This is a genomic window from Nocardia sp. CA-145437 (assembly GCF_050956485.1).
Taxonomy (GTDB): domain Bacteria; phylum Actinomycetota; class Actinomycetes; order Mycobacteriales; family Mycobacteriaceae; genus Nocardia.
Window position 1 is genome coordinate 3,632,909 of the sequence record NZ_CP191204.1, and the last position, 26,341, is coordinate 3,659,249.

At 69.6% G+C, this 26,341-nt stretch carries 26 protein-coding genes; 15 read left to right on the forward strand and 11 right to left on the reverse strand.

Annotated features, from left to right (window positions below):
* Window positions 1-95 precede the first annotated feature (95 nt).
* The 5 genes from ACQPYY_RS16920 to ACQPYY_RS16940 form a co-directional block, all read right to left on the reverse strand.
* Entirely contained in the window at window positions 96-1,430 is a 1,335-nt protein-coding gene (locus tag ACQPYY_RS16920) for a pyridoxal-phosphate dependent enzyme (RefSeq protein ID WP_433594470.1), read from the reverse strand.
* Entirely contained in the window at window positions 1,430-2,839 is a 1,410-nt protein-coding gene (locus ACQPYY_RS16925; RefSeq protein WP_433594471.1) for a decarboxylase, read from the reverse strand. The genes ACQPYY_RS16920 and ACQPYY_RS16925 overlap by 1 nt, the downstream gene beginning before the upstream one ends.
* Before the next feature lie 32 nt (window positions 2,840-2,871).
* Entirely contained in the window at window positions 2,872-4,128 is a 1,257-nt protein-coding gene (locus ACQPYY_RS16930) for a heavy-metal-associated domain-containing protein (protein WP_433594472.1), read from the reverse strand.
* Window positions 4,125-5,405, reverse strand: a complete 1,281-nt coding sequence (locus ACQPYY_RS16935) for an aminotransferase class V-fold PLP-dependent enzyme (RefSeq protein WP_433594473.1) — start codon at window positions 5,403-5,405, stop codon at window positions 4,125-4,127. Before ACQPYY_RS16935 ends, ACQPYY_RS16930 begins: the two co-directional genes overlap by 4 nt.
* A 114-nt stretch (window positions 5,406-5,519) precedes the next feature.
* On the reverse strand, window positions 5,520-6,062 hold the full coding sequence (locus ACQPYY_RS16940; RefSeq protein ID WP_379099128.1) for a DUF2599 domain-containing protein: 543 nt from the start codon (window positions 6,060-6,062) through the stop codon (window positions 5,520-5,522).
* A gap of 238 nt (window positions 6,063-6,300) precedes the next feature.
* Between ACQPYY_RS16940 and ACQPYY_RS16945 the strand changes: the two genes are divergently transcribed.
* Both ACQPYY_RS16945 and ACQPYY_RS16950 read left to right on the forward strand, forming a co-directional pair.
* Complete coding sequence (locus ACQPYY_RS16945; RefSeq protein ID WP_357276788.1) at window positions 6,301-6,765, forward strand: hypothetical protein; 465 nt, start codon at window positions 6,301-6,303, stop codon at window positions 6,763-6,765.
* A 27-nt stretch (window positions 6,766-6,792) separates the two neighbouring features.
* Window positions 6,793-7,104, forward strand: a complete 312-nt coding sequence (locus tag ACQPYY_RS16950; protein ID WP_433594474.1) for an EthD family reductase — start codon at window positions 6,793-6,795, stop codon at window positions 7,102-7,104.
* A 60-nt stretch (window positions 7,105-7,164) separates the two neighbouring features.
* On the opposite strand, the gene ACQPYY_RS16955 is transcribed toward ACQPYY_RS16950, so the two are convergent.
* Entirely contained in the window at window positions 7,165-8,895 is a 1,731-nt protein-coding gene (locus tag ACQPYY_RS16955; RefSeq protein WP_433594475.1) for a GMC oxidoreductase, read from the reverse strand.
* A gap of 102 nt (window positions 8,896-8,997) precedes the next feature.
* On the opposite strand from ACQPYY_RS16955, the gene ACQPYY_RS16960 reads away from it, so the two are divergent.
* Window positions 8,998-9,669, forward strand: a complete 672-nt coding sequence (locus ACQPYY_RS16960) for a MerR family transcriptional regulator (protein ID WP_433594476.1) — start codon at window positions 8,998-9,000, stop codon at window positions 9,667-9,669.
* 17 nt (window positions 9,670-9,686) lie between these two features.
* On the opposite strand, the gene ACQPYY_RS16965 is transcribed toward ACQPYY_RS16960, so the two are convergent.
* The 3 genes from ACQPYY_RS16965 to ACQPYY_RS16975 all read right to left on the reverse strand — a co-directional run bounded on the left by ACQPYY_RS16965 (window position 9,687) and on the right by ACQPYY_RS16975 (window position 12,592).
* Entirely contained in the window at window positions 9,687-11,045 is a 1,359-nt protein-coding gene (locus ACQPYY_RS16965) for a family 1 glycosylhydrolase (protein ID WP_433594477.1), read from the reverse strand.
* A gap of 333 nt (window positions 11,046-11,378) precedes the next feature.
* Complete coding sequence (locus ACQPYY_RS16970) at window positions 11,379-12,029, reverse strand: class I SAM-dependent methyltransferase (protein WP_433594478.1); 651 nt, start codon at window positions 12,027-12,029, stop codon at window positions 11,379-11,381.
* The gene (locus ACQPYY_RS16975; RefSeq protein ID WP_433594479.1) at window positions 12,026-12,592 is read right to left on the reverse strand and encodes a hypothetical protein; all 567 of its coding nucleotides are present in this window, start codon (window positions 12,590-12,592) and stop codon (window positions 12,026-12,028) included. The genes ACQPYY_RS16970 and ACQPYY_RS16975 overlap by 4 nt, the downstream gene beginning before the upstream one ends.
* A gap of 153 nt (window positions 12,593-12,745) precedes the next feature.
* On the opposite strand from ACQPYY_RS16975, the gene ACQPYY_RS16980 reads away from it, so the two are divergent.
* From ACQPYY_RS16980 to ACQPYY_RS17015, 8 genes are all read left to right on the forward strand, one after another.
* On the forward strand, window positions 12,746-13,459 hold the full coding sequence (locus ACQPYY_RS16980) for an RNA polymerase sigma factor (protein WP_433594480.1): 714 nt from the start codon (window positions 12,746-12,748) through the stop codon (window positions 13,457-13,459).
* A 149-nt stretch (window positions 13,460-13,608) separates the two neighbouring features.
* Entirely contained in the window at window positions 13,609-14,025 is a 417-nt protein-coding gene (locus ACQPYY_RS16985; RefSeq protein WP_433594667.1) for a helix-turn-helix domain-containing protein, read from the forward strand.
* A 74-nt stretch (window positions 14,026-14,099) separates the two neighbouring features.
* The gene (locus tag ACQPYY_RS16990; protein WP_433594481.1) at window positions 14,100-14,843 is read left to right on the forward strand and encodes an aquaporin; all 744 of its coding nucleotides are present in this window, start codon (window positions 14,100-14,102) and stop codon (window positions 14,841-14,843) included.
* Between the two features lie 716 nt (window positions 14,844-15,559).
* A complete protein-coding gene (locus ACQPYY_RS16995; protein ID WP_379099178.1) occupies window positions 15,560-17,137 on the forward strand; it encodes a sensor histidine kinase in 1,578 nt (525 codons plus the stop codon).
* Window positions 17,134-17,568 carry a roadblock/LC7 domain-containing protein gene (locus ACQPYY_RS17000; protein WP_357276764.1) on the forward strand — a complete coding sequence of 145 codons (435 nt, stop codon included), beginning with the start codon at window positions 17,134-17,136 and terminating at the stop codon, window positions 17,566-17,568. Before ACQPYY_RS16995 ends, ACQPYY_RS17000 begins: the two co-directional genes overlap by 4 nt.
* Window positions 17,565-17,912: a DUF742 domain-containing protein gene (locus ACQPYY_RS17005; protein WP_357082077.1), complete on the forward strand. Its 348-nt coding sequence runs from the start codon at window positions 17,565-17,567 to the stop codon at window positions 17,910-17,912. The genes ACQPYY_RS17000 and ACQPYY_RS17005 overlap by 4 nt, the downstream gene beginning before the upstream one ends.
* Window positions 17,887-18,483, forward strand: coding sequence for a GTP-binding protein (locus ACQPYY_RS17010; RefSeq protein WP_379099182.1), 597 nt, complete (start codon window positions 17,887-17,889; stop codon window positions 18,481-18,483). The genes ACQPYY_RS17005 and ACQPYY_RS17010 overlap by 26 nt, the downstream gene beginning before the upstream one ends.
* A gap of 145 nt (window positions 18,484-18,628) precedes the next feature.
* Complete coding sequence (locus tag ACQPYY_RS17015) at window positions 18,629-19,420, forward strand: alpha/beta fold hydrolase (protein WP_433594482.1); 792 nt, start codon at window positions 18,629-18,631, stop codon at window positions 19,418-19,420.
* On the opposite strand, the gene ACQPYY_RS17020 is transcribed toward ACQPYY_RS17015, so the two are convergent.
* Complete coding sequence (locus ACQPYY_RS17020; RefSeq protein ID WP_433594483.1) at window positions 19,421-20,233, reverse strand: helix-turn-helix domain-containing protein; 813 nt, start codon at window positions 20,231-20,233, stop codon at window positions 19,421-19,423.
* A 268-nt stretch (window positions 20,234-20,501) separates the two neighbouring features.
* Here ACQPYY_RS17020 and ACQPYY_RS17025 point away from each other — a divergent pair, with 268 nt between their 5' ends.
* From ACQPYY_RS17025 to ACQPYY_RS17040, 4 genes are read left to right on the forward strand one after another with little or no spacing between them, the layout of a single operon-like run.
* Window positions 20,502-21,683 (forward strand): 2-deoxy-scyllo-inosose synthase, encoded by a 1,182-nt coding sequence (locus tag ACQPYY_RS17025; protein WP_433594484.1) that lies wholly within the window; start codon window positions 20,502-20,504, stop codon window positions 21,681-21,683.
* A gap of 7 nt (window positions 21,684-21,690) precedes the next feature.
* Window positions 21,691-22,974, forward strand: a complete 1,284-nt coding sequence (locus ACQPYY_RS17030; RefSeq protein ID WP_433594485.1) for a DegT/DnrJ/EryC1/StrS family aminotransferase — start codon at window positions 21,691-21,693, stop codon at window positions 22,972-22,974.
* The gene (locus tag ACQPYY_RS17035; RefSeq protein WP_433594486.1) at window positions 22,971-24,176 is read left to right on the forward strand and encodes a GNAT family N-acetyltransferase; all 1,206 of its coding nucleotides are present in this window, start codon (window positions 22,971-22,973) and stop codon (window positions 24,174-24,176) included. The genes ACQPYY_RS17030 and ACQPYY_RS17035 overlap by 4 nt, the downstream gene beginning before the upstream one ends.
* A gap of 21 nt (window positions 24,177-24,197) precedes the next feature.
* On the forward strand, window positions 24,198-25,376 hold the full coding sequence (locus ACQPYY_RS17040; RefSeq protein ID WP_433594487.1) for a cytochrome P450: 1,179 nt from the start codon (window positions 24,198-24,200) through the stop codon (window positions 25,374-25,376).
* Here ACQPYY_RS17040 and ACQPYY_RS17045 read toward each other — a convergent pair.
* A complete protein-coding gene (locus ACQPYY_RS17045) occupies window positions 25,351-26,280 on the reverse strand; it encodes a GlxA family transcriptional regulator (protein ID WP_433594488.1) in 930 nt (309 codons plus the stop codon). The two genes, ACQPYY_RS17040 and ACQPYY_RS17045, sit on opposite strands and share 26 nt — an antisense overlap.
* Window positions 26,281-26,341 lie beyond the last annotated feature (61 nt).

Below are 26,341 nucleotides of genomic sequence, written 5' to 3' on the forward strand. Positions count from 1 at the left end.
GCCCCTTGTTCCATGCATGTGCGGCAGCACAGCAATCCTATCGCCCGGGCCGGGGTCGCCACAGCCGAAATTACTGGGGCTGCGGCATATTGGCGTCAACTGTGCCGGGGTGCGGATTCCATCGGTTTGCCCGCGTCGCGCCAGGCCGTGATGCCGCCGGCCAGACTGTGCGCGTCATACCCGGCCCGGCGGGCCAGCGCCGCGAACCGCAAGGACACCTCACCGACCGGGCAGACGAAGACCACCGGCCGCGACCGTGAGAACGGAACACCCTGGACGAGCATGTCGTCGAGCTGATCGTCGCGGATGTTCAACGCGCCCGGCACATGCGCGATCCGGTAGGCCATCGCGCCGCGGGTGTCGACGATGGTCGGGCGCGCGGTGCGATCGAGCTGGTCGAGCTCGTCGGGGGACAGGGCCGGAGTCGCGGCGAGTTCGGCCGCGTCCGGAGCCGGGGCGCGTCCCGGCTTGCCGAACAGTTCTGGGCGGCGCTTGCGGACATAGGACAGGTACGGCTCGAGTCGATCGCACACGATGATCACCGCGATCAGCGGATCCGCCTGCGCCGAAGGCGGTTCCACCGACCCCAGGAACTCCAGCGCCGCGGCATAGGTCGCCCCGCTCGTCGGCCCGGCGAGCACCCCGTGGGCGGTGGCCAGGGTCAGCGTCGCGTCGACCGCGCGCCCGGCCTCCACCGCCATGATGCGGTCGTAGAAGTCGGGCTGGAACAGGCCCACGTCCCACATCTCGGTCTCCGAGCGGATACCGGGAATGAAGTCGCCGCGTTCGGAGACCACCGCGACGGTCTTCAACTCCGGATTGTGTTTGCGCAGAAAGGTCGCCGTGCCGCGGGTGGACCCGGTGGTGCCCAGCCCGCCGATCAGATAGTCGACACGGGTGATGCCGTCGCGCGCCAGGTCCTCGTGGATCTCGCGCCCGGTCCCGTGATGGTGGGCCTCGATGTTCTTCTCGCTGGTGTACTGCGAGGGGTGGTACCAGGCGCCGGGTGCGCGGGCCATGGTCGATTCGATGACCGAGTACACGTCGTTGGGGGCCGTCGGATCCGGGCATTCCGACAAACCAGGCAATTCTTCGATATCGGTCCCCAACAGCTGCAACAGGTCTCGCACCTCGGCGACCTTGATCCGATTGGTGACCGCGCGTAACCCGATCCCGTGCAAGGCCGCCAGCACCCGCAACGCCTTGGCGGTATTGCCGCTCGACGCCTCGATCAAAGTCTGCTTCCCGGCGATGATCTCGTCGAGGTCGTCGCGGATCATCCCCCACGCCACCCGATCCTTCACCGACCCGAACGGGTTGTAGAACTCGAGCTTCGCGTACAGCTCCACCCGCGCGAGCCCGTGCACGGCCGGATCCAGCCGCAACAGTGGGGTATTGCCGATCAGTTCGGTGATGTGGTCATAGCGCATCAGTGCACCTCGTGCCAATCAACGTCGCGGCACACCCGGAACAGCCCGGATTCGCGCGACACCGCCAATTTCGGCGGCACCGGATGCATCGAGGCCCGCGCGGCCGACAGATCCATGTGGTAGGCGGCGGTATTGGGGAACACCACGAAATCCCCCGATTGTGGATACCGCGGTAGCCACACTTTGTGGTTGGTGATCAGATCCCGTTCCAGGCACAGCCGCCCGGCCAGGAACACGCCCGCCGCATCGGGATTCGGAACGCCCGGGACGGAAACCGGCTCGTCAGCGCCGGTTCGGGCGGGGAGGAGGATCGGGTCGACCATCACCTCCTGATCGGCCGGGGTGACGGTGTCGCGGCTCAGATCCAGATTGACCAGGGTCGACCCGTCGGCGGTCCGCTTCACGAATTCCACCCGCGCCACGGTGATTCCGGCGTGGTCGACCAGCGCCTTGCCCGGCTCCAGCCAGATGTCGAGGAGGTTCTCCCCAGCCACCTGTGCAAAACTGCGCCCGCCCTGCGCGTCCAGGCCCGTATCCAGGAGATCGGCGAGCATGCGGTCGGCATCCACAATGTTGGCGTATTTGTGAAAAACTGGTGTCCCATGCACCGCGCCGTCCTCGACGTGGAACCCGAAAGTGTTGGCGCCCCAGGCCATCTGCTCGCCACGGCCCACCAGTGATTCGCGCAGCGCGTGCACGTATGCATCGAATGCGCCCGCGTCCGCGGTGAACACCTGCCGGAAGCCGCCCCCGATATTCAGCACCGTCGGCGTCAATCCGTACCCGTAGGCCCGCTCGGTCAACTCCAGGCAGCTCTCCACCGCCCGGACCCGTTCGGCCGGTTCGCCCGAATCCAGGTGAAAGGCGAACCCGCGGAACTCGATCCGATCCCGCTGGGTCGACAGCAGCTCCAGCAGCTGGTCGCTCTCGGTCAACGGCACCCCGAATCGACTCACCGGCGTGCCCGGGAATCCGCACATTCGGACCAAAACCGGCACGGGGATATCCGTTAGTGCCGCAATGCGTTCCAGTTCCCACAGATTGTCGACATTGATGGTCACCCCGGTGCCCACCAGTGCGCGCAACAGCCCCTCACCCTTGGGACCGGTGACCTCGATGCGCTCGGGTTCGAACCCGGCCTTCAACGCACCCAGCAGCTCGGCCTCCGAGGCCACGTCGATACCGATGCCCGCCGCGCGCCCGGCGGCCACGAACGCGCGCGACTGATTCACCTTGTGCGCGTAGCAGATCCGGAACCCCGCACCGCGCGCCGTCAGAACCGCCCGCAACCGCTCCAGGTTCTGCGTGAAGACCTGCGGGAACACCAGATGCGCGGGGGATCCGAACTCGGTGACCGCGTCCCGGACCGCGCCCGGCGTGTCCAGGAATTCCGACACCAGCGCATGCATCTTCGCCGGCAACCCCGGCGGCGCCGCAGCCGTCATACGGCGGTTTCGCTGGTCGCCGGGGTGACCAGGGTCGGGTTGTAGCCGCTGTCGCGCAGCGCCTCGAAAGCACGATGCCGGTTGCGCGGACTGCGGAACTCCGCGACCACCCGCTTGCTGACCAGATCGATATCGCCGACCCCGATGCCCATCGCGTCCAGCACCCCGCCGATGGTGCGCACGCAATGCTTGCACGTCATGTCCGGGACATAGAACACCTGGTCCTCGGCGGCGAGCTCACCGGTCTCCGAGCCCGTTTCGGCCGCCACCTCGGCCACCGTGATCCGGTCGACGATATGGGTGAACACCTCGGTGAACCGGTCGACGACCAGCGGCAGGATGCTGTAGTGCGCGCCGTCGAGTTGATGCGGCATGGCGGCCAGGCAGGCCGGGCGGGTGCCCGGCGGCAGCAGCGCGTACTGGCGCGAGATCAGATCCAGCTCGTCGTGATACTTGGCGATCGCCTCGCTCACGCTCAACCCCTCGGCGTTGGTGGCCCGGCGCATGACCCGGTGCGCGTCCTCGATGGTCATGTCCTTCATGGCGCGCAGTGTCGCCACCGTCTCCGCCGAATACCGTACGGTCCCATCGGGTTGGGTGGTCAGGGTGACCGCGATCATGCCGCGCCGGTAGCTCGAGGCCTGTAACTCCCAGAACCAGCGCGTCGCCACCGCCGCGTAGATGCCCGAATCCCGCATGCCGATCGCGAATTCGGCCGGGGTGCGATACGGCGTCTCCCGCGCCAGCAGCGCGTGCTGGGCCAGCGCCCGCCCCGCCGCCTCGATGCCCACCCGGAAGATCTCGTGCGGCACGTGATCGGTGGTGGTGCCGTTGAGCACCGCCTGCTCGCGCGGGCCGAGCTTGGCCATCCGCTGGTCCAGTGCGGGATCGGCGTCGAGGGCGTGCCACAGCGCCAGCACCGTCTCGCGCATGGCGATCGGCACGACCGGGCCCAGCCCGCCGGTACGGAAATGCCCGGTATTGGGGATGCCGTCGCTGTCCGTCCAGGTGATGCGGTGGGTCGCGCTGGTCACCTGGTCGGCGCGGCACGGGCGCATGAACCGTTCCAGATACAGCCGTTGCGACAGCGTCAGATGCGAGCCGGACTCCGAAGCCAGCGGCGTGCAGGTGTATTCGACGCGACGCGGAGGCGGCGGCACCGGGGCCGCGCCCAATCCCGGCCGGGCCAGTCCGGCCAGCACCCGGGAGGCGGCGCGGCGGTCGTAGCGGGGTTCGGGGCCTGACGTGGTCACGAGACCTCCTCGGCAATCGTGGCGACACACTCGGTGAACCGGTCGATCTCGTCGACGGTGGTATAGACGTGCGTGCTCACCCGCACCGAATCCTCGTCGGCCACCGCACCGGCGGTGGGGACGCAATGCGCTCCGGTGCGGACCAGGAAGCCCAGCTCGCTGAGCACGAACCCCAGGTCGGTGGCGCTGATCCCGGCGACGGTGAAAGACACGATCCCGTACCCGGTTTCGCACGGCGCGTACGCGGGGCCGGGCGTGAACTCGACCCCGGTGATCGGGCGCAGACCTGCGATCAACCGCTGCGTGAGGGCCCGATTGTGGGCGGTGATCGCGTCGAGTCCCAGCTCGCCCAGCACCCCGAGGGCCGCGCCGAGGGCGAGGATCCCGGGCAGGTTGTGGGTGCCGCCCTCCAGCAGTTGCGGCATCGCCCCGCCCACCAGGCCCGAATCGTCCAGTGACACTCCCGAATTGCCGCCCGGCAGAAACGGCAGCAGTTCACTGTGTCGGCGGCGGTGGCAATAGAGCACGCCCGTCCCCGGGGCTCCGAACATCTTGTGCGCGGCGAACACCGCGAAATCGGCGCCCAGCTCCGCCATCCGCACCGGCACATGTCCGCCGGACTGACTGCAGTCGAAGCACAGCGCGATCCGCGGATCGATGCGCCCGCGCAATTCTTCCAGGGTGGTGAGTCCGCCGAAGACATGGTGCAGATGGGCCACGGTGATCATCCGCGTGCGCGGGGTGATCCGCGCCGCCACATCTTCGACATCGGCCTCACCGAGCTCGTTCACCCGGTAGGGCACCAGCTCGATGCGCCGCCCGAACCGGGCCAGCAGGCCGCGCAGATGCTGCCACGGATACACATTGGAGGCGTGATCGCGTGGGCTGTAGAGGATCTCGTCGCCGTCGCGCAGATTCGCCAGCCCCCACGACAGCGCCACCGCGTTCATCCCGGCCGTGGCGCCGCCGGTGAAGACCACCTCATCCGGTGCGGCCCCGATGAATTCGGCCATCGCCGCGCGCACGGCGGCCACCTCGGCGGTCAGCGCGCCGGCCCACGCATAGGTGCCGCGCCCGGCATTGGCGGTGCGTTCGCGGTGATAGCGCTGCACCGCGTCGATCACCGGTCGTGGTTTCTGAGTGGTGGAGGCGGAATCGAGGTAGACCTCGGTGGCCTGGGTCAGCGCCGGGAACAGCGTGCGCACGCCGGGGTGCGCCGGTCCCCGGGCGGCGGCGGGCGGCGTGGGCGTAGAGGTCTCGGGTGCCGAGGCGCGCACCATTGCCCTCCCTCCCAGGAGTGAGCGCTGGACGTCACCCACGATACGCACATTTGGCGATCGGCTCGAAGGTTCTGGCGGGCAACCGGTTTCGTTACCGCATCGAACAACCGCTCAGCGTTCGGGACCGCCCGGATTGCACAGCGCCGACACCGTCGCGTCGTACCCGACCGCGGGCCGCCACGGCTCGATGTTCCAGCTGGTCTTGTCCGGCGCGACCGCGCGCGCCCACTCCCAGTGGCATCGGAACTGGTCGTACATGCCGGGGGAGTCCGCGTCGGGAGCCAGCGCCAGCACCTCGCCCCAGGCGCGATCCCCGGCCGTCGGGAACAGGTCGACGCGCCCGGCGCGGGTCGGGAAGATCTTCAACCGGCGGCCGTCGATCTCGTCGGTCCACTCGGTGTGATCGATGAGCGCCTGATCGGCCATCGGGTCCACCGTCGGCGTCGCCGCGCTCGAGATCGCGGTGGCGGTCGTGGGGGCCACCGCACTCGCGGTGGGCACCGGCTGTACGGGTGCGACGGTCGCCGAGATCGGCCCCAGCGAACTGACCACCACCGGCGGCGAGTTCTCGGCCGCGCCGCAACCGGTCAGTACCAGTGCCAGCGCGAGCACGGGCGGGCCACCCGCGAGTTTCCAGCGCCGCCGCATGGGCATACGCCCCTTTCATTCGATTCGTCCGGCCGGGATCCGAAACTACCAGCGACAATCGCGCACACGCGGAACACGCAGGGCAGCCCCGGACTTCGGTGCTCCGGTTTTGCCCGCGCTGGTGTATTGGCCCAGACAGCCCCTACGATGTCACGCGCGGGGCGGTTCGTGAAAGAGGGGACCGTCCGGCACCCTTGGTACCGGATGGTTGCTGACTGGTAGGGGAACGATGAATGCCGCGAACGTGAAACTGCTTGTGTGGGAGTGCGACAACACGCTCTGGGATGGGGTGGTGTGCGACTCCACCGCCGGAGCGCTGCGCGCCGAGGCCGCGCGCTCACTGCGCATCCTCAGCGAGCGCGGCGTCATGCACGCGGTCGCCTCCCGCGGGGAATGGGCCTGGACGGTCGAGCAGCTGCGCCGCCACGGCGTCGCCGACCGCTTCGCCGCCGTCGAGGTCGGCTGGGGCCGCAAGTCCGCTGCCATCGCCCGCATCGCCGAAACCCTCGGCGTGGGCCTGGGCCAGGTCGGCTACATCGACGCCGAACCCCTCGAACGCAGCGAGGTCGCCCACGCCCTGCCCCAGGTCCGCTGCTACGCCGCCCGCCACGTCGACGTCCTCGCCGCCCTCCAGGAATTCCGCGCTCCCCTCGGCGACGTCCCGCCCCCGACCTCCCCGATGGGCATCTCCCACATCCACGCCCACTGAGCCGGACCGCCCCGTAGCCTCGGTGCGATGTACCGACTCTCGATCCTCTACGGACATCCGCAGGATCCGGCAGCTTTCGACGAGTACTACTGGAACACCCATATCCCGATCGCTCGGGAGATGACCGGCCTGAAGAAGTGGACCATCGGCCACGGTGAGAGCGTCGATCCCAGCCAACCTTCGCCCTACTACCTGGTCGTGGGCCTCTACGCCGATTCGCGTGCCGAGCTCGAGGCGGTCCTGGCCAGTCCGCAGGGGCAGGCGGCGGTCGCCGATGTCCCCAACTTCGCCACCGGCGGTGTCACTTTCGTCTACAGCCACGAGCGGGACCTGATCTGATGTCGACACGAGTAGGGCCCCGGCCGTCGATCGGCCGGGGCCCTACTCGTGTGCGGGTGGTCAGGCGGGCGTGGATTCGGAGCTGCCGCCCCGGATTTCGACGATCGGCAGCACCAGGGCCGCGGGGGCCGAGGCGGGGACCATCGGCTGCGACGGTGCGACGGGTGCGATGCGGGCATAGCCTGCGGACTGGTCAGGGCGGGTGTCGGCCTGGCCTTTGTTGGGCCACATGGCCGCGGCGCGCTCGGCCTGGGCGGTGATGGTCAGCGACGGGTTCACACCCAGGTTGGCCGAGACCGCGGCGCCGTCGACGACCGAGAGCGTCGGGTAGCCGTAGACGCGGTGGTAGGCGTCGATGACACCGTGGTCGGCGTCCGCGCCGATGGCCGCGCCGCCCAGGAAGTGGGCGGTCAGCGGGATATTGAAGACTTCGCCCCAGGTGCCGCCCGCGACACCGCCGATGGTGTCGGCGACCTTGCGGGTGACCTCGTTGCCGGCCGGGATCCAGGTCGGATTCGGTTCGCCGTGGCCCTGTTTGGAGGTGAGCTTGCGCCCGAACAGCCCGCGCTTGGTGTAGGTGGTGATGGAGTTGTCCAGATGCTGCATGACCAGCGAGATGATGGTGCGCTCACTCCAGTTCTTCACCGACATGAACTGCAGCAGCATCAGCGGGTGCCGCAGCACGATGCCCAGGAAGCGCAGCCAGCGCGGGATGCTGCCGCCGCCGTCGACCATGAGCGTCTGCAGCAGGCCCATCGAGTTGGAGCCCTTGCCGTAGCGGACCGGCTCGATGTGCGTGTCGGGGGTCGGGTGGATCGAGGAGGTGATGGCCACGCCGCGGGTGTAGTCGATGTCGGGGTTCACCTTGCGGGTGGCCGCGCCGAGGATGGATTCGGAGTTGGTGCGGGTCAGCAGGCCCAGCCGCGACGACAGCTGCGGCAGGACTCCCTTGTCGCGCATGGCGAACAGCAGCTGCTGGGTGCCGCGGGTGCCGGCGGCCAACACCACGTGCTTGGCCGTATAGGTCTTGGGCTGCTTGCGGAACCAGGCGCCGGTGCGTTCTGTCTCCACGTCCCAGGTGCCGTCGGGCAGCGGGCGCACGGTGGTGACCGTGGTCATCGGGAACACCTGCGCGCCACCCTTTTCCGCCAGGTACAGGTAGTTCTTGACCAGGGTGTTCTTGGCGTTGTGGCGGCAGCCGGTCATGCACTCGCCGCATTCGATGCAGCCGGTGCGCTCGGGGCCCGCGCCACCGAAGTACGGGTCGGGCACGGTCTTGCCCGCCTCGCCGAAGAACACCCCGACCGGGGTCTGCACGAAGGTGTCGCCTACACCCATGTCCTCGGCGACCTGCTTGAACACCTCGTCCGCGGGAGTCATGTGCGGGTTGGTGACGACGCCGAGCATCTTGCGGGCCTGCTCGTAGTAGGGCATCAGCTCGTCGTGCCAGTCGGTGATCTCGCGCCACTGCGGGTCGGCGAAGAACGGGGCCGGGGGCACGTAGAGGGTGTTGGCGTAGTTGAGGGAGCCGCCGCCCACGCCCGCGCCGGCCAGGATCAGCACATCGCGCAGCGGGTGGATGCGCTGGATGCCGAAGCAGCCCAGCTTCGGGGCCCACAGGAACTTGCGCAGGTCCCAGCTGGTGTCGGGGAGCTGATCGTCGGTGAAGCGCTGACCCGCCTCGAGCACGCCGACCGAGTAGCCCTTCTCGGTGAGGCGCAGTGCGCTGACACTGCCGCCGAAGCCGGACCCGACGATGAGCACGTCGAAATCGGTGTCGCGTTGGGTCATGAGGACTCCCTTGTCGTCGTCGACAGTGTGGCGGCGGTTACGCTAATGCGGACAGTTGTGGCTGTCAACGTCGGGCCGGGTTGCGGTATCTATGCTGTTCGCGTGGACCGATACAGCCGCCTGCAACTCGCCGAACTCAGCGGTGTCGCCGCCCGCACCATCCGCTACTACCACTCGGTCGGCGTGCTGCCCAAGCCCGGGCGCGCGGGCAAGGAAGCCGTCTACGGTCCCGACCACCTGGAGCGACTGCGGGCCATCACCACCATGCAGGCGCGCGGGTTGCGCCTGGACGCGATCCGCGAGGTGTTCGAAGCCGAGGTCCCCGGCGACGGCGACTGGCGGGAGGTCTTCGATCCGCGCTACAGCGGCGACATCGACACCGGCACCGTCCTCGACGACGACGCCCTGACCGAGTTGCTCGGTGATCGCCGCCCCGAGATCCTCGACGACCTGCTGTCGGAGGGCTACCTCCAACCGCTCGGCACCCGCTGGCGGGTGCCCGAACCTGCCATGCTCACCGGCGCGCTGATCCTCTACGACGTGGGCACCGATATCGCGTTGTCGGGCGTGCTGCGCAAGCTGATCCGCACCCACATCGCCACCTTGGCCGACGAGATGATCCGGGTGGTGCGCGAGGCCTCGGGCCGGGAGTACACCGGCGAGGGCATCGATCTGGACCTGGATCGATTCCGGGACCGGTTCCTCGCCACGGCCCGTGAGGTCGGCGGCGCCACCCTGGCCGAGGAGATCGAACGCGCGGTCCGCCAACGCTGACGCGCGCCGCGCCCGGATCAGGGTGCGGGGACCGCGGTGGGGACGGTGACGGGGTTCTCGCAGCTGGCCGGGGGATCGACCAGCTTGCAGTCGGACGGGAAGCGCACCGGCTCGTAGCCCGAGGGCACCCCGCCGGCGGTGATGATCTGCCGGTAGGTGTCGACCGCGTCGGTGGGTTTGCGGGTCAGGCTCGGATCGGTCTGCACGTCCACGGTGTAAAGGCCGAAACGCGGTGCGAACGAACCCCACTCGTAGTTGTCGGTGAGGCTCCAGTAGTTGTAGCCGATCAGGTTCATGCCGTCGGCCTTGGCGCGCTGCAGCCAGTACACGGTGTCGCGCAGATGATCGGAGCGGGTGTAGCCGTCGGCGCGCGGCTTGCCGTTCTCGGTGGGCATGCCGTTCTCGACCACCCACAGGGGCTTGCCGGGGAACATCCGCGAATAGTGTTGCAGCGCATAGTAGATGCCCTCGGGGCGGATCGGGAGATCCCACATCCCGGCGGGCGGCGCGACCGACCCGTCCGGCATATTGACCGTATTGGCCTCGGGTGGCTCGTAGCCGAAGTAGTAGTCCACGCCGATGAAGTCGAGCTTGTCGCCGATGCGTTCCATGAGCGGCCCGTTGACCTGCGCCTCGGCTCCGGCCACATAGCCGACATTGCTGGTGACCAGCGCCTTGGGCTGCACCTGGTGGATGTAGTCGTAGATCTCGTTGTGTGCCTGGGCGACCCGGTCGAGCATCTGGTCGGCGTCGGTGTCGTTCTGGCGTACCTCGTGCATGATGTAGGCGACCGGCTCGTTGACCGTCACCCAGACCGGATTGCGGGAGGTGTAGCGGTCGACCACCTTGCGGGCATTGGCCAGCCAGTCGCCCACCATGGCGTCGTCGTTCCAGCCGCCGCGTTCGGCGGCCCAGCCCGGGTACACCCAATGGTCGAGCGTGAGCATGGGTTCCATGCCGTTGGCCACGATGTCGTCGATGACGCGGTCGTAGAAGGCGAAGCCCTCCTCGTCCCACACCCCCGGTTCGGGCTGGAGGCGCGCCCATTCGATGCCGATGCGGAACACCTTCGAGCCCAGGCCCGCCGCCAGCGCGATGTCGGTCTGGTAGCGGGAGCGGAAGTCGATGGAGTTGCGGTAGCGGTCCCAGTCGGGATTGGCGTCGATGTAGTGCATCCAGTTGCTGTCGGGGGCGTGCCCCTCGGACTGGAAGCCGGACGCGGCCACGCCCCACAGGAAGTCCGGGCCCAGTCCGCCGTGGGTGCCCGGGGTCGCGGGCGGCAGTGCGGGAGTCGCGTGGGCGGTTGTGGCCACCGGCAGCAGCGTCGCGGCGGCGGCGAGCCCAGCTAGGACTAGTCGGTGCAGGCGACGGCGCATCGGGGCTCCTTCTCCGGGACGCCTGGTCGGAATGTCCCATTCGGAGCGTAGCTGTCTATTAGCTGAATTCCGGGGCAGCGAGGGGCGTGTCGCGGGGACCGGTGCGCTCCGCTCACCCGCCGATCAGCGCCGGATTTCCGGACCGGAAAACCCTTGCGCACCTCACCTGCCGCGATGGCGGGCCCCGTTGATGATCTCGGTGTCGAGCCGTCCTCATGCCGCCTACCGTTCGTGCTGTACCGGCCTGTGGCCCAAGCGGTTCCAGGAGGGGGAGTCGCAGTCCGGTGCAACCACCCGGCGTCGTTTTGGCGAGGCAGCGTCACCGGGTCGGCCTCAGTGCGCGACCCGCGCTCGCACAATGCGGGGTTCGACCGAATAGTCCTGTCCGGCCGAGACTTCGAGATAGCGAGAGGCCAGCGTGTCGGCGCTCAGGTCCTCCTGCACCACCCACCCCGTGTCGCGCACCGCCCGGGCCACGCCGGTGACGCCCGCGCGAGGCACCTCGAGCACGATCTCCGCGCCGCCCGGGCAACCGGCGAGTAGCCGCAGCACCGTCGCGGTCGTCTCGGGACAGGCGGGGCCGCTCCCGGGATCGGTGTCCGCGGCGGCGTGGCCCGAATCGCGGCGGTACGGGTCGTCGAGCCGAATGGCGAACACCGGGTCCCCGGGCTCGAATCCGGGTGCGAATCGGACGAATTCCGCGATCTGCCTCGCCGCGGCCGGGTCGCCGGGTGCGGAATCCCCTGATCGCCGCACGATTCCGCCCTCACGCTCGGTGACCCGGATGACGCGCACGTCACGGTACGGATTGTGGGCGATGAAAGTGTCCAGGGCAGTGCCGAACACCAGGACCTGACGTGTACCCGCCGACACCGCTTCGGCGAGCCGGTCCTCGGCATAGCGCTGCCGGGCCGCCGCGAGCAGTCGGCGGCTCCGACCACCGGGTGGGTGCGGGACCTCGCGGCCCGCGGCGGCGGCTCTCATGCGCCCGGCTCGTCGTCGCGCGGCTCGGGTCCCGGCGCGGTGCCCGGACCGTGCGGACCGGGGCCGCGATGACCGTGCGGTCCGTGGTGCCCGGGTCCGGCGAACGGACGTCCCGGTGCTGGCGGTATGCCGGGCCCCGTCGGCCATTCGGGCATGCCTGGCATGGAAGGCATCTGGGGCATCGAGGGCAAGGGCGGAATGCCCGGCATGGGCGGAATGGCGGGAACCGGCGGAATCGGCGGCGTGGCGTGCAGTGGCGGAATCGGGATCCCGGTGCCGGCTCCGCCGAAGCGCTGGAACGCGGCTTGACGTGAGGTGCCGAAGATTTCGCCGATCTCGGCCCAGGTCCGCCCTTCGTCGCGGGCCTGCCGCACCAGCGACCGCAGCACATCGTCGACGACACCGTCGAGACTGCGTGCGGCCCGCAGCGCGGCCATCACCGAGGGTGGCGGAACGCCCTGGCCGGGGCGCAATACCTCGACCACGACATCGGCATTGGTGGACAACAGTTTTGCCAGGATCGCTCGCTCGTCGGCGGGATCCCGGTGCGGGGAATCACTCATATGTAAATGCTGCCTTGACGCGAATTCTGCTGTCAAGGAACGATTTACACACCCCGCTTACTGAGCATTAGCTGAAAGAAATGCGCTTTGTTTGCCGCCCCTATAACGTGTTCGTCAGCGATCTGGAGGTGCAGGGCGGAGGACACCTGAAACATGACCGACCCAGAGAGATGCGCGGCCGAACACGAGCTGTTCGAGCTGGTTCGCAAGGCCGGATTCGAGGGACCGGCCTGGAAGCTGTTGGCGGACAGTTTGGTTCGCCACGCATTGGCCGTCCTGGGGCCGTGGGTGCGCAGCGGCTGGATTTTCGCGGTCGCCGAACGCGAGGGGATGCCCTTGCGTCCGACCGCGCAGGAGCGGCTGTTGGTGGAGACCCGCTTCGCCGAGGACTTCGTGCGCGAGACCATCACCCGCGCCCTCGAACGCTTTCGCCGCGCCGCCCGTGACGGCGACGGCTGGGACGCCGACGGCGCACAGAGTCTGGGCGGCTACTTCCTCGGCGTGTGTGTCCGCGCCTTCGTCGAGCACTTCCGCCGCAGCCGCCGCGGCGGAGATCTCTACCGGTACCAGCCCGCGTCCACGGTGGCGGTGGTGAGCCAGGACGGCCCCGAGCTGTCGGAGGTCCTGGCCGCCGCCGAGGACATCGCCGGATCCGTCGTCTCCCGCCTAGCGTTCCGCAGCCGTCTGGAGGGCCTGAGCGAGCGTGACCGTGCGCTCGCCTGGGGCAAAGCGATGGGATTGAGCGCGGGCGAGATCGCGCAGCTCTTCGCGTTCCCGTCGGTCCCGGCCGTCGAAGTGCGCTGGGCCGGACTACGCAGCGACCATGATTGGATGACCGGCCTCGACGGCCAGGAGGTGGCCGAATGAGCCCCGATCACGCCCCCGACCCGATGCTGCGCATCGCCGACCTGCTCGAACGCTCCTCACTCAATGACCCCGCCCTGGACCGCCTCTACACCCGCATTCCGCATCGCACCCCGGCGCGGCACGGCACGCCCGCCCCGATCCCGTCGGCCGTGACCGGTTTCGCGGCCCGGCTCAACGAGCTCTTCGACGCCATGCCCACGCCCGGCGGACGCCCGCACACCAACTCCGCGGTCGCGACCCAGCTCACCGCCTGGGGCCACCCCATCTCCAAGCCCTACCTGAGCCAGCTGCGCTCGGGTGCGCGCACCAACCCCTCCCGCGAGACCATCGCCGCCCTGGCCCGCTACTTCCGGGTCCGCCCCGACCATTTCGCCACCGCCGCCCACCCCGTCCCGCGCGGCCACGACCTGGACCTGCTCGCCCGCCTGCAATTCCCCGGCCTGCGTGGACTCGCCATCGCGGCCGTCGATCTGAGCGAGGAATCCCAGCACCTGCTCATCACCATGGCCGAGCGACTGCGCCTCACCGAGGGCCTGCCGGAGGTGGGCGCGGGCGGCCTGGAATAGCCCGGCGGCGGTATATACGAAATATCTTGTGCCGAGCCCGGCTTCGGAAACCGCTGGTCTGGCACTGTGACCGGGTGCCGAACCCCGAACCGCCCGTCCTCGCCGCTGACCGCGCCATCCCCGACGCGGGCCCGCTGCCGCTCGGGCGTCGAGCGGTGGCCGAGTTCTCCGGTACCGCCGCCCTCGCCGCCGTCGTGATCGGTTCGGGCATCGCGGCCGACCAGCTCTCACCCGGCGACCTCGGCCTGCGGCTGCTCGAGAACTCGACCGCCAGCGCGCTGGGGCTGGCCGTGCTCATCCTGATCTTCGGACCGATCTCGGGCGCGCACCTCAATCCGGTGGTGTCGCTGGCGGATTGGCTGGGCGGCCGGCGCGACCGCCGGGGACTGTCCACGCGGGCGTTCGGCGTCTACGTCGCCGCGCAATGCTCCGGCGCGATTGTCGGTGCGCTGCTGGCCAACGCCATGTTCGACCGGCCTCCGCTGCAACTGGCGACCCAGCAGCGTGTGACCGGCGGTCACCTGCTCGGCGAGATCGTCGCCGCCGCCGGATTGGTCGCGATCGGCTTCGCCGCCGCCCTGCTCGGACGCGGAGTCGGCGCCGCGGCCGTGGCCGCCTACCTCGGTTCGGCCATCTGGTTCACCAGCTCGGGGTCGTTCGCGAATCCCGCGCTCACCCTGGGGCGCATGCTGTCGGATTCGTTCGCCGGCATCGCCCCGTCCTCGGTGCCCGCGTTCACCGCGGCCCAGATCCTCGGCGGCCTGGCCGGTTCCAGCCTGATCACTCTGCTGTATCGCCCGGCCGTCCGCGGCGTCTAGGCCACACGCGCGGTCGAGGGACCGCGAACGAGGTGCGGTCACCGGGCCATCCGTCGGCCGGGACCAGCGTCTGGGGCGTACCGAGCTCCTCGGCTCCGTGCTCGCAGCCGCGGCGTTCTCCAGGATTCCGCGCAGCCCGGCGGCCGCCCGGGATCGGCATTCACGTCGGGTCCCTGGGCGAGCAGCCACTCCAGCGCCAGCTGACCCCGCCGAAATGCCCAGCCGCGAGGCCATCTCGCGCAACGCCGCCACCTGTGCAAGATTCTCGTCGAGGTGCTCGCCCTGGAAGCGGGGGTCGTGACGGCGGAGATCGGCGTCGGTGTCGGCATCGAGTGTGGCGGTGACCAGGCCGCGACCCAGCGGGCTGTAGGGCACCGGGCGTCCCCGCTGCGGGCGCGGGGGAGTAGCTGGGCCGCTGGACCCCTCTCGGGGCTGCGCGACCGGTGATCGAAGCCCGGTGTCGGCACGTCGGGCCACGACCTCGGAAGAAATGGTCGGACGTCCATTTTGTGGCGCTCGGACCTCGGGTTCGAACCCGCTCGGCGGGGAGGTCCGACGCAGCGAGCCCTCGGCCTGCAAGAGTGCGCTGAAATGCGATGAGCTGCATGGACTCCGGTCGGCGGTTTGCTCGGAGATACCGAAAGGTTCGGGGACACAGACGATTCTGCTATGGTGGCTCCGCCGATTTCAGGATCGGCCGGACGACAAGAGAATTGATGAATCAAGACAACGCCGTGCTGCTTTCCTGGGTCCTCGCCGCCGCTCTCGTGCTCGCGGTGGTAGGGGTGGTATTCCTGTGGCGCGCCCTGCGCGCCGAACGTGGGCGTGTCGCGGCCGTGCGCGAGGAGCAAGTGGACCGCGACGCCGCGGTCGAGGCCATGATCGCGAATCTGACCGAGAATGTCGTGCCCGCCATCGGTGCGGCGGTGCGTCGATCGGACCCCGACAACCCGACCGTGAACCTGCCGGTCGTACTCGAACAGTCGCGCATCGCGGAACTGGTGTGGCAGTGGACCGCCCGCTGCGGCGAAGAACTGCAGAAGGTCGCCACCGAGACCGCCGAGCGGGTCGCGCGCGAACGCGCCAACGAGACCCAGCTCGCCCTCGCCGAGGCCGAATCCACCCGCGAGACCGCGATCGCCCAGGTCGAGGAGATGGCGCAGCTGGCCATCGCCCAGGCCGAGGAGGCCGCCCGCGTCTCGGTCGCGCAATCGAACGAGAACGCCCGCGCCGCGGTCGCCGACGCCGCCGACAGCGCTCGTGCGCAGGTGGAAGGCGCGGCCCGCGACGCCACCTCCGCGGCTGTGCGCGCGTTCGGCGCGTCCGTGGTGAGCCTGGGCGCCGACGTCAGCCAGGTGGTGAGCGCCGCGCTGCGTCGCCACCGCAATGACGAGACGTTCGAGACGCTCACCCGCATCGACCATTCCGTGCAGCAGATGATCCGTCAGGCGCAGTCCTACGTGATCGTCTGTGGTGGTCTGCCCGGCCGCCGCTGGCCGCAGCAGTCCCTCACCGACGTGGTGGGCGGTGCCACCGGCCGCGTGCGCGACTACACCCGGGTGCGCTCGGGCGAACTGGACCGCCCGGTGGTGAGCCGCGTGGTCGAGCCGCTGGTGCACACCATCGCGACGCTGCTGGACAACGCGCTGCGTTACTCGCCGCCGACCTCGTTCGTGGACATCGGTTTCCAGGAGGGCCACCACGGCGTCACCGTCATCGTCGATGACGCCGGCGTCCGGATGAATCCCGAACAGCTCGAGGAGACCCGCCGCGTGCTGGCCGGCGACCAGGTCGTCGACATCCACGCGCTGGGTCCGACGCCGCGCGTCGGCTTCCCCGGTGTGGCCGCGCTGGCGCGCCGCTACGGGTTCTCGGTCTACATCGACGGCCCGAACATGTACGGCGGTATGCGTGCCATGGTGTTCATCCCCGAAACCCTGCTGGCCGCACCGGCCGCCGCGCAGCTGACCGCCCCGGCCGTGGTGCCGGCTCCCGCCCCGGTGCCGATGACCGTGGCGGCTCCCGCCCCGGCGCCCGCGCCCACCCGGCTGCCCTCGCCCGATCCCGAACCTACCGTGGTGGCCATGGATTCGGTCGCACCCCAGGAACTGACCTCCGGCGGCCTGCCTCGACGGCGCCGCCGCTCCGCGACGGTGGCCCTGGCGGCCACCGCCGGCCCGGACACCGCGGACGCCACCGCCTCCGCGCGTCCCGATATCGCCGCTGCCTGGCACAGCGGCTCCCAGCGCGGCCGTGCGGCCGCGTACGAGCACTCCGAAGGGATGACATCGTGACCGGTACGCCCGCGACGGCAGTGAGTGATACCAACCGGCTGGCCTGGCTGCTCGAGGATCTCGAGGCCCCCGGTGTCCGGTTCGCCGTGCTGCTGTCCGAGGACGGCCTGCGCATCGCCCATACCGGCGGCGTCAGCATCGACGATGCCGAGCGGTTCGCCGCCGCGGCGTCGGGTCTGCGGGCCCTGGGCAAGGCGCTCGCCGAGTTCTGCGGCGGTTCGCCCGGGAACTCGGTGCGGCAGAACATGACCGAATACGCCGACGGGATGATCTTCATCACCGCCGCCGGAGCCGGTGCGCTGCTGGGCGTCTCGACCACCCAGGACGTGGACGTCAGCCTGGTCGCGCACCGGATGAACGAGCTGGCCGGGCGGGTCGGGCGTGAGCTCGGCAGTACGTCGCGGACCAGAGTGGATCTGCCGCGGTCATGAGCCGGCCCCGGCGCGATCCCGACCTGGTCCGGGCCTACGTGCGCACCGGTGGCCGATCGCGTCCGAGTCGGGCGCTGGATCTGGTCAGTCTGGTTGTCGCGGTATCCGATCCGCCACCCGGTGCGTCCCCGGACGCTCGCCGCATCCTGCAGATCGCTCGGCGCGGGGTGCTGACCCCCGCCGAGCTGGCGGCCTACCTGGATCTGCCGCCGTCGGTGGTGAAGATCCTGGTAGCCGATCTGCTCGACAGTGGCCATCTGGCCCACCCTGCCCCGGTGGAAGCGCTGCCGGGACAAGCCCTCTTGGAGGAGGTACTCCATGGACTCCGCGCTCTCTCCGCATGAGCGCGTCGTCGACTATGTGCCGGAGACCGTCACCCGCACCGTGAAGTTGCTGGTGGCGGGGAACTTCGGCGTCGGGAAGACCACGTTCGTAGGCAGTGTGTCCGAGATCCGGCCGCTGCGCACCGAGGAGACGATCACCGAGGCCAGCGTCGGTGTCGACGATATGGCCGGGTTGCCGGGCAAGACCACCACCACGGTGGCCATGGACTTCGGCCGTATCACCCTCAATCCCCGCCTGGCCCTGTATCTCTTCGGCACGCCCGGCCAGCGCCGGTTCGTGCCCATCTGGGAGGACCTGGCCGTCGGCGCGCTCGGCGCGCTGGTGCTGGTGGACACCCGCCGCCTGGACAAGGCCGACGAGGCGCTGTCGATCCTGGAGGAGCGCGGCGTGCCGTACGCGGTGGCCGTCAACGACTTCGACGGAGCGCCCCGCCACGCGCTCGAGGAGATCCGGGAGGCGCTCGACCTGGATCCGGACACCCCGCTGCTGCGGCTGGACGCCCGCGACCGCAACCCCTGCCTGCAGGCGCTGATCACTCTGGTCGAGTATCTGCTGGAGCCCCGCGTCTAGCCGTATTTTCTACGGGCAGAACATCATTCGTGGTGGGAGGCCTGGCGGAACGGGCGGCGTGACGGATCTCGCAAGGACGGTCACCCGGTGTGGAATCTGCTGTACGGTGAGCGATTCCTGCAGGGTGAACTGAAGGAGTTTCGGAATGCCGTTTGCGAGCAGAGGATCGGTGAAGATCCACTACACCGATACCGGCGGGCCGGGTCCGGCGGTGGTGCTCGGGCACGGGCTGTTCATGGATCAGGCGATGTTCGCACCCCAGATCGAGGCGCTCGCGCCCGACTACCGGATCATCGCCATCGATTCGCGCGGGCACGGCGAGACCGAGGACGACGACACCCCGTTCAGCTATTGGGATCTCGCCCGCGACGCCTGGGCGGTGGTGGACGAACTGAGCCTGGACCGGGTCGTGGTGGGCGGGGTCGGGCACGGCGGGTTCACGGCGCTGCGGATGGCGCTGCTGGCGCAGCCGCGGGTCGACGGGGTGATCGTGGTCGGTTGCAGCGGCACCGCCATGACCGCGCAACGCCGCGCCGGGTACCAGGAGGTGCTCGCGCAGTGGACGAGCGGCGCCACCCCGGGGCCGACCATCAGGATGGTGGGCTCACTCATGGTCGGCGGCACGGTCGAGGAGCAGCAGCCCTGGCGCGACAAATGGGGCGCTGCCGACCGCGAACGCATCCGGCTGGCCGGGGAGTGCCTGGTCAACCGAGACACCGTGCTCGAGCTGCTCGGCGAGATCCGGTGTCCGGCGCTGGTGCTGCGCGGGCTGGCCGATCAGGCGATCAGCGCCGAGCAGGTCGAGGAACTGGCCGCGGCCCTGGGCAATCCGGTGCCGGTGCACACCATCGCCGGGGCCGCCATGACCCCCTCACTCACCCATCCCGGGGAGGTCAACGCGCTGTTGCGCGGGTTCCTCGCGGGCGTGCCCCGCTGATCACGGCTCGAGCAGTCCGATGAACAACTGGTGCGCCGGACCGGGGGCGGTCGCGCGATAGCGCTGCACCCGCACGTCGAACACGGTGGCGGTGCGGGGGTTTCGCAATGTGAAGGTGGGGTCCTGGCGGCCGATGTGCACATGCCCCTCGTTCCACAGCCGCCGGAAGTCGTGCTGCTGACCCAGTTCCCGCAGCAGACCGTCGAGGTCGCCGCTTCCCGGAACCCCGGCGGCGTAGGCGCGGAAGCGCCCGACCATCAACCGCGCCTCACGCTCCCACTCCTCGAGCACGATGCGCGCCCGCGGATCGGTGAACATCCAGCGCAGCACGTGCCCCCGGCACGACAGTCCCGGCAGTGCCTCGTCGAAGGCGCTGTTGCAGGCCACCACATTCCAGGCATCGTCGATCGCGGCGGCCAGATGCGGCAGCAGGGCGTCGAGCGTGGTGCGCACCGCGGAGGCCGCCGCGTCACCGTGACGCAACGCCCGCGCCGACGACGCCGCCGGACGCTGCTGGGCCAGGTGGTACAGGTGCACGCGTTCGGCGGTGTCGAGCTCGAGCACCACGGCGAGCGAATCCAGAATGGCCGGACCGGGATTGAGCGCCTCACCCTGCTCGATCTTGGCGATGTAGCCCAGACTGGCGTGGGTGGCCTCGGCCAGCTGTTTACGGGTCAGCCCCGCCGGATAGCCCGTGCTGGCCCGCGCCCGGCGTTCGCGCACGAACTCCGCCAGCGTGGGCGCGCGCAGCACCTCGACGGTCGGCAGCCCGAATTCGTTGTCGGCCAACGGCACCCCTTCGCACACGGTCATCTGCCCCCAGCCTAGGGGGCCGCACCGGCCGGGGCCGCACGGAATGACGACCCGGGGTGGCCGCGGGCGGCGGTACCACCGGCGGTGGTGGCGGCGCAACACCGTGTTTCGCACAGTGGTACTCGCGAATTCGCCTGCACCTGACTGGGGAATCCCAGCGGTTGCCAAGTGGGGAGCGCGCATTCGATATTTGCCGTGCGAGGGTCGGCAATGGCGCCGGCAAGGGAGTCGATGGGGGATCGGCCAATAGCAAGGAGCGGCACCGGAAATGGCCAATACTTCATTGTCGCGCGACGAATCGGGTCTGCGGTCGCGCACGATAGTGATCGGCGAACAATCGTTTCCCTACTATTTCGGCCGCGACTGCGTAGCCGAGATCGGTGCGGCGATCACCGCCCTGGGACCCGACAAACTCGTGATCGTCACCGACGACGACGTCCGCGCCCGCTACCATCACCACCTCGACACCCTGGCCGGATCCATTCCCGCGCTGATCCTCTCGCATCCCTCCGGCGAATCCATGAAAACGCTGACCTGCCTGTCGAGCCATCTGGAGACCGCATTGCGGGCGGGCGTCACGCGGCGTTCGGTCGTGGTGTCCTTCGGCGGCGGGGTGCCCGGGAATCTGGCCGGGCTGATGGCGAACCTGCTGTTCCGGGGTGTGCGGCTGGTGCACGTGCCGACCACCACGATCGCGGCCATGGATTCGGTGCTGTCGCTCAAGCAGGCGATCAACTCCGGGGTCGGGAAGAATCATCTGGGCACCTATTACGCGCCCGAAGCGATATTCACCGACGTCGAACTGTTCACCACCCTGCCGGAGCGTGAATTGCGTTCGGGGTTGTGTGAAATGGCGAAGAATTGCCTCGCGATCCAGCCGTCGGCGCTGGACGGCTTGCGGCGGGTCATCGCGGCGGGCGAATTGAGCAGCCCGCATTCGCTGCTGTGGTTGCTGGACGCGAGCATCGCCGCGAAATCCGCGGTCACCCGGTCGGACACCTTCGAGCGCCGCGCCGGGCTGGTCCTCGAATACGGGCACACCACCGGGCATGCCATCGAGATCTGTGATCACCGGGTGCGCGGGGTCGCGGGACTTCCGCACGGCGCGGCGATTGCGCTGGGAATGCTGGTGGCCGCGCATATCTCGCACGCACGGGGGTGGCTGTCCGATGACGACGTGAGCGTCCACTACGAGATCGTCACCGGGCTGGGCGTGGAGCCGGCGCTGCCCGCGTCGGTGAGTGTCGACGATGTGCTCGCGGTGATCGCGGACGACAACAAGAAGGGGTACCTGCCGCCGCGGCCGGACACGGTGCCGTTCGTGCTGCTGCGGTCACTGGGGCATCCGGCGAATACGGGGGACCTTCCGCTGGTGCCGGTGGAGGTGTCGGAGATCCGGGCCGCGCTCGATGTCGTCGCGCGGGCGTCCGCCCCGGTCGTGGTCGGGTAGGCGCGCCATGCTCGCACTGCACGGGGGTGCGTCGGTCCGCGGGGGACGGGCCTGGCCGCGCTGGCCGCAATACGACAATCGGACCGCGGCGGAACTGCTGGCCGCGCTGCACTCCTCACGCTGGTCGGTGACCTGGTACAGCCCGCGCGGCGGCAAGTCGCGCGAGCGGTTGTTCGGCGAGGCGTTCGCCCGCTACAACGACGCGGCCTACGGGGTCAGCGTGGACCACGGGTCCAGTGCGCTGGTGATCGCGTTGGAGGCGCTGGGGATCGGGCCCGGGGACGAGGTGGTGGTGCCCGCCATGACCTGGGTCGCTCCGGCGACGGCGGTGCTGCGGGTGGGCGCGGTGCCGGTACTCGCCGATGTCGATCCCGATACCGGCTGCCTGACAGGTGATGAACTGCGCGCGGTCGTCTCGCCGCGCACGCGGGCGGCCATCGTGGTGCATCTGGCTTGCACCGCGGCCGAACTCGACGACATCGTCGCGGTCACCGGTGACGAGGGGCTCGCGCTGATCGAAGACTGCTCGCAAGCGCACGGCACTCGGTGGGCCGGTCGCGCGGTCGGGACCTTCGGCGCGATCGGGGTGTTCAGCCTCGGTGCGGCCAAATCGCTGGCCGCGGGGGAGGCCGGGGCCGCGATCACCGACCGCCGCGACCTGTACGAGCGAATGCTCATGCTGCGCGCGGACTCTCGCGCGTACACACGACATGCGCCCGCTCCCGGGGAGTTCGAGCTCGTCGAACAGGCCACCGTCATGGGCGCGAACTACTGCATGTCCGAACTCACGGCGGGGCTCCTGCTCGACCAGTTGCCGCGCCTCGACGACCAGCACGCGCTGCGTGAGGCCAGGGCGAAGGATCTGGAAGCCGGACTGCCCGACATTCCCGGCTTGGAACGCATCCCCGTCCCCGCGGCGGTGGACCGGCGCGCCGTCTACGAATACGGAATCCGGCTGCAACCCGGTGCTTTCGGTCTCGCAACCGTCGATCAGGTGGCGGCGGCGCTCACGGCCGAACTCGGAACCAAGGTCTACCCGCCCCGCGATCCACTGCACCGCAGCGCCCTGCTGCGCCCGCAGACCAAGCCTCGCTTCGCGCGGCGCTGGGCCGAGGCCGTCGAACGCGCCACCGGGCGCGACTTCACCGGCGCCGACCACTACCGCGATCACACCCTGCTCATGCATCACAGCGTTCTGCTGGGCGAGCGCGCCGACATCGACGACATCCTCACCGCGCTGGACAAGGTGCGCACCCACGCCGCCGCCCTCGACCCGAAAGGCCTGGCATGACCTCGGAACTCATGGCCGACTGGCAGAGCCGCACCATCGACGGGATCCGCACCCGCCGCGCCGTCGAATCCGACTGGGAGGCGTTGCGCGGGCGCTACGACCGCGCGTTCGGGGGTGTGAAGACCCACGATTTCGAGGCGTGGAAACGGCAGTTCCGGCTCGAGGACATCGCGGTCGTGGAGGACGTCACCGAGGCCGGGGAACCGCGCATCGTGGGGACCGCGGCCATCATTCGCACCACGGTGACCGCGCCGGGCGGGGCCCAGCTGACCGTCGCGGCCTGCGCGCAGGGGATGGTCGCCACCACCCATCAGAAGCGCGGAATCTACGCCAAGGTGCAGGCCGAGCTGATGGCCATCGCCATGGAGACCGAAGCCGACGTGTTCGCCGCCATGCCCGGGCCCGGCGGCCGTTACGCCTATGTCGGCGTCACCACCTACACCCGGCATCTGCGGATCGACCGCGCGCGGGCGAAACTCCGGGCGGCCGAACCGGATTCGGGTCGAGTGCGGGAGTCTTCGTACGCCGAATCGATGGGGGAGCTGCGTCGGCTCTACGCCCGCTGGCAGCAGGGCACGCCCGGGGCGCTGGATCGCGCGGAGTCCTGGTGGCCCAGTGCGTTGCATCCGCGGGCGTTCGTCTTGACGCACGCCGACGGCTACGTCGTCTACGAACTCGCCGGAGACGCCGTGCATGTGCGCGACTTCTGCGCGCTCACCGTGCCCGCCCACCGCGAGCTGCTGCGCTGTCTGCTCGGCCAGGGCGAATACGCCCGGATCCTCCTCGACACCGCCATCGACGACCCCACCCCGCTGCTGCTCGAGGATGCCCGCGCCGCTGCGGTGACCGGCGTCGATGCCGGGCTGTCGACGTGGATCCTCAACCTGCCCAAGGCCATCGGAGCCCGAGAGTTCCGGGCCGACTTCCACGGCGTCATCGAGGTGGCCGATCCGTGGGGGTTGAGCGCCGGCACCTACCGGCTCGACATCACCGGCGGCCACGGCGTCTGGACGCCCGCCGAAGGGGCGGCCGCCGACGTCCGCATCGGGCCGCTCGAACTCACGACCGCCTACTTCGGCACGCACTCGATCAGCGAGTTCGAGCGCGCGGGCCGCGTGGGCTCACTTACCGCCGGTGCCGCCGACACGCTCGACCGCGCCTTCGCCACGACGCGGAAACCCTTCAACACCACACCTTTCTGAACGCACCCGAGGACAGCGCCGATGACAACCACCCCCGCCGAACCCCTGCCCGCCGACGGCACCGCGCGCGACACGACCCCGTCGGTCTGCCCGGTCACCGGCGTCGTCGGCTCCGGCATCACCCGCACCACCACCCCCACCGGCGACTCCGCCTGGCTGGCCACCGGCTACGACCTGGTCCGTGACCTGTTCACCGACCCGCGCCTGGGCCGCTCGCACCGCACCCCGGAAACCGCGCCCCGCCTGGGGGAGTCGGCCTTCTCCGGCGGCCCGATCGGCAACTTCGACACCGAACTCGATGACCATGCCCGCATGCGCACCCTGCTGCAACCGCACTTCTCACCCAAACGCATGCGTGAACTGCGCCCGCGCGTGGAACAACTCACCACCGAACTGCTCGACGCCATGGAGGACCAGGGTCCGCCCGCCGACCTGCAAGCCGCCCTGGCGCTCCCGCTGCCACTGCTGGTGATCTGCGAACTGCTCGGCGTCCCCTACGCGGACCGCAACCGCTTCCGTGACTGGGTCGACGCCGTCGGCAATGTCGCCGACCGCGCCAAGGTCGAACAGGGCGTCGCCGAACTGTTCGCCTACTGCCTGCACCTGGTCGGCCGCAAACGCCGAGACCCCGGCGACGACGTGGTCTCACGCCTGTGCGCCGTCGACGGCGTCACCGACGACGAGATCGCCACGCACGCCATGGTTCTCCTGTTCGCCGGCCACGAAACCTCCGCCGTCCAGATCGGCGTCGGCATCCGCATGCTGCTCGAGAACCCCGCCCAGTTCCAGCTCCTGCACGAGCGTCCCGACCTGGTCGCCTCCGCCGCCGAGGAACTCCTGCGGGCCTGCAACGCCAGCAGCCTGCCGCGCTACGCCCGCCACGCCCTGACCATCGGCGACACCGACATCGCCCCGGGCGACCTGGTCCTGCTCGGCGTGGCCTCCGCCAACCACGACCGCACCACCTTCACCCACCCGGACCGGGTCGACATCACCCGCCAGGAATCGGCACATTTCATGTTCGGCTACGGCCCGCGCTACTGCCTCGGCGCTCCGCTGGCCCGGCTCGAGCTCCAAATAGCGTTCTCGCAGTTGGTGACTCGCTTCCCGACTTTGGCCTTCGCGGTGGACCCCGCGACTCTCACCGAACGTGACGACATCTTCACCGGCGGACTCACGGCGTTGCCGGTGCGCTGGTAGCCGAGCGCTTGAAGGCGGTTCTGTACTCGCCGGGCGCGCACCCGGTGTGCCGTCGGAAGAGTTTGGCGAAGGTCGCGGCGTCGCGATATCCGACGAGGTGACTGATCCTCGCCACCGAATGGTCGGTTTCCTCCAAGAGCAGGCTCGCCCGCCGCACCCTGGCCCGCTGGAGGTATTCCAAAGGCGTCTGCTGCGTTTCGCCGGTGAAGCGGCGCAGCAACGTCCTCGGGCTGACCCCGATGACCGCGGCCAGGGCATCCAGGTCGTAGCGCTGGTCGAGGTTTCGATCCAGATACCGCCTCACCTCTCGCGACAGCTGACCACCGCGGCGGGTCGGAACCAGTGCCGGGTCGACATACGGAGTTTGCCGAGTCCGAGTGTCATCGAGCAGCGTCAGTCTCGCGGTCGTCCGCGCCACCCGATCTCCGTGGTGTTCACGTACCAGCGTCAGCGCCAGATCGTGCATCGCACTGAACGCGGCGGTGGTGATCACCTCCGCCGCGGCGACCACCACCGTGCGCTCGGCCACGACACTGACATCCGGGTACGTCTGCGCCAGATCATGCGCGTACAGCCACGAGGTAGTCGCCTCGCGACCACCGAGCAACCCGGCCTCGGCCAGCAGAAACGCCCCGACACAGATCGAAACCACCGTCGTGCCCTGCGCGCGAAACCTCTGAATCGCGGCGATCTCCGGCCCCAACCGAGACCGCACACCCACAAACGCCGCGCCGGAACCCGTCTCGAACCCCGGCACGATCAACACATCCACCTCGCGCAGAGCCGACACCGCGACCCGCAGCCCACCCGCCGCCACCACCTGCCGCCGCGGCGACATCACCACGATCTCCGGCGCCTGCCCCGCCGGCGCGACCTGCGCCGCGATCGTCAGCAGATCCGGCACCGCGTACACCTGCGACGCGAAGCACCCGTCATACGCCAGCACCCCCACCCGCAATCGCGTC

Coding starts and splice junctions, on each gene's coding strand:
- ACQPYY_RS16920 (WP_433594470.1), bottom strand. CDS start 1,430: ATGCGCTATGACCACATCACCGAACTGATCGGCAATACCCCACTGTTG.
- ACQPYY_RS16925 (WP_433594471.1), bottom strand. CDS start 2,839: ATGCATGCGCTGGTGTCGGAATTCCTGGACACGCCGGGCGCGGTCCGG.
- ACQPYY_RS16940 (WP_379099128.1), bottom strand. CDS start 6,062: ATGCCCATGCGGCGGCGCTGGAAACTCGCGGGTGGCCCGCCCGTGCTC.
- ACQPYY_RS16950 (WP_433594474.1), top strand. CDS start 6,793: ATGTACCGACTCTCGATCCTCTACGGACATCCGCAGGATCCGGCAGCT.
- ACQPYY_RS16955 (WP_433594475.1), bottom strand. CDS start 8,895: ATGACCCAACGCGACACCGATTTCGACGTGCTCATCGTCGGGTCCGGC.
- ACQPYY_RS16965 (WP_433594477.1), bottom strand. CDS start 11,045: ATGCGCCGTCGCCTGCACCGACTAGTCCTAGCTGGGCTCGCCGCCGCC.
- ACQPYY_RS16970 (WP_433594478.1), bottom strand. CDS start 12,029: ATGAGAGCCGCCGCCGCGGGCCGCGAGGTCCCGCACCCACCCGGTGGT.
- ACQPYY_RS16975 (WP_433594479.1), bottom strand. CDS start 12,592: ATGAGTGATTCCCCGCACCGGGATCCCGCCGACGAGCGAGCGATCCTG.
- ACQPYY_RS16980 (WP_433594480.1), top strand. CDS start 12,746: ATGACCGACCCAGAGAGATGCGCGGCCGAACACGAGCTGTTCGAGCTG.
- ACQPYY_RS16995 (WP_379099178.1), top strand. CDS start 15,560: ATGAATCAAGACAACGCCGTGCTGCTTTCCTGGGTCCTCGCCGCCGCT.
- ACQPYY_RS17005 (WP_357082077.1), top strand. CDS start 17,565: ATGAGCCGGCCCCGGCGCGATCCCGACCTGGTCCGGGCCTACGTGCGC.
- ACQPYY_RS17010 (WP_379099182.1), top strand. CDS start 17,887: ATGGACTCCGCGCTCTCTCCGCATGAGCGCGTCGTCGACTATGTGCCG.
- ACQPYY_RS17015 (WP_433594482.1), top strand. CDS start 18,629: ATGCCGTTTGCGAGCAGAGGATCGGTGAAGATCCACTACACCGATACC.
- ACQPYY_RS17020 (WP_433594483.1), bottom strand. CDS start 20,233: ATGACCGTGTGCGAAGGGGTGCCGTTGGCCGACAACGAATTCGGGCTG.
- ACQPYY_RS17025 (WP_433594484.1), top strand. CDS start 20,502: ATGGCCAATACTTCATTGTCGCGCGACGAATCGGGTCTGCGGTCGCGC.
- ACQPYY_RS17030 (WP_433594485.1), top strand. CDS start 21,691: ATGCTCGCACTGCACGGGGGTGCGTCGGTCCGCGGGGGACGGGCCTGG.
- ACQPYY_RS17035 (WP_433594486.1), top strand. CDS start 22,971: ATGACCTCGGAACTCATGGCCGACTGGCAGAGCCGCACCATCGACGGG.
- ACQPYY_RS17040 (WP_433594487.1), top strand. CDS start 24,198: ATGACAACCACCCCCGCCGAACCCCTGCCCGCCGACGGCACCGCGCGC.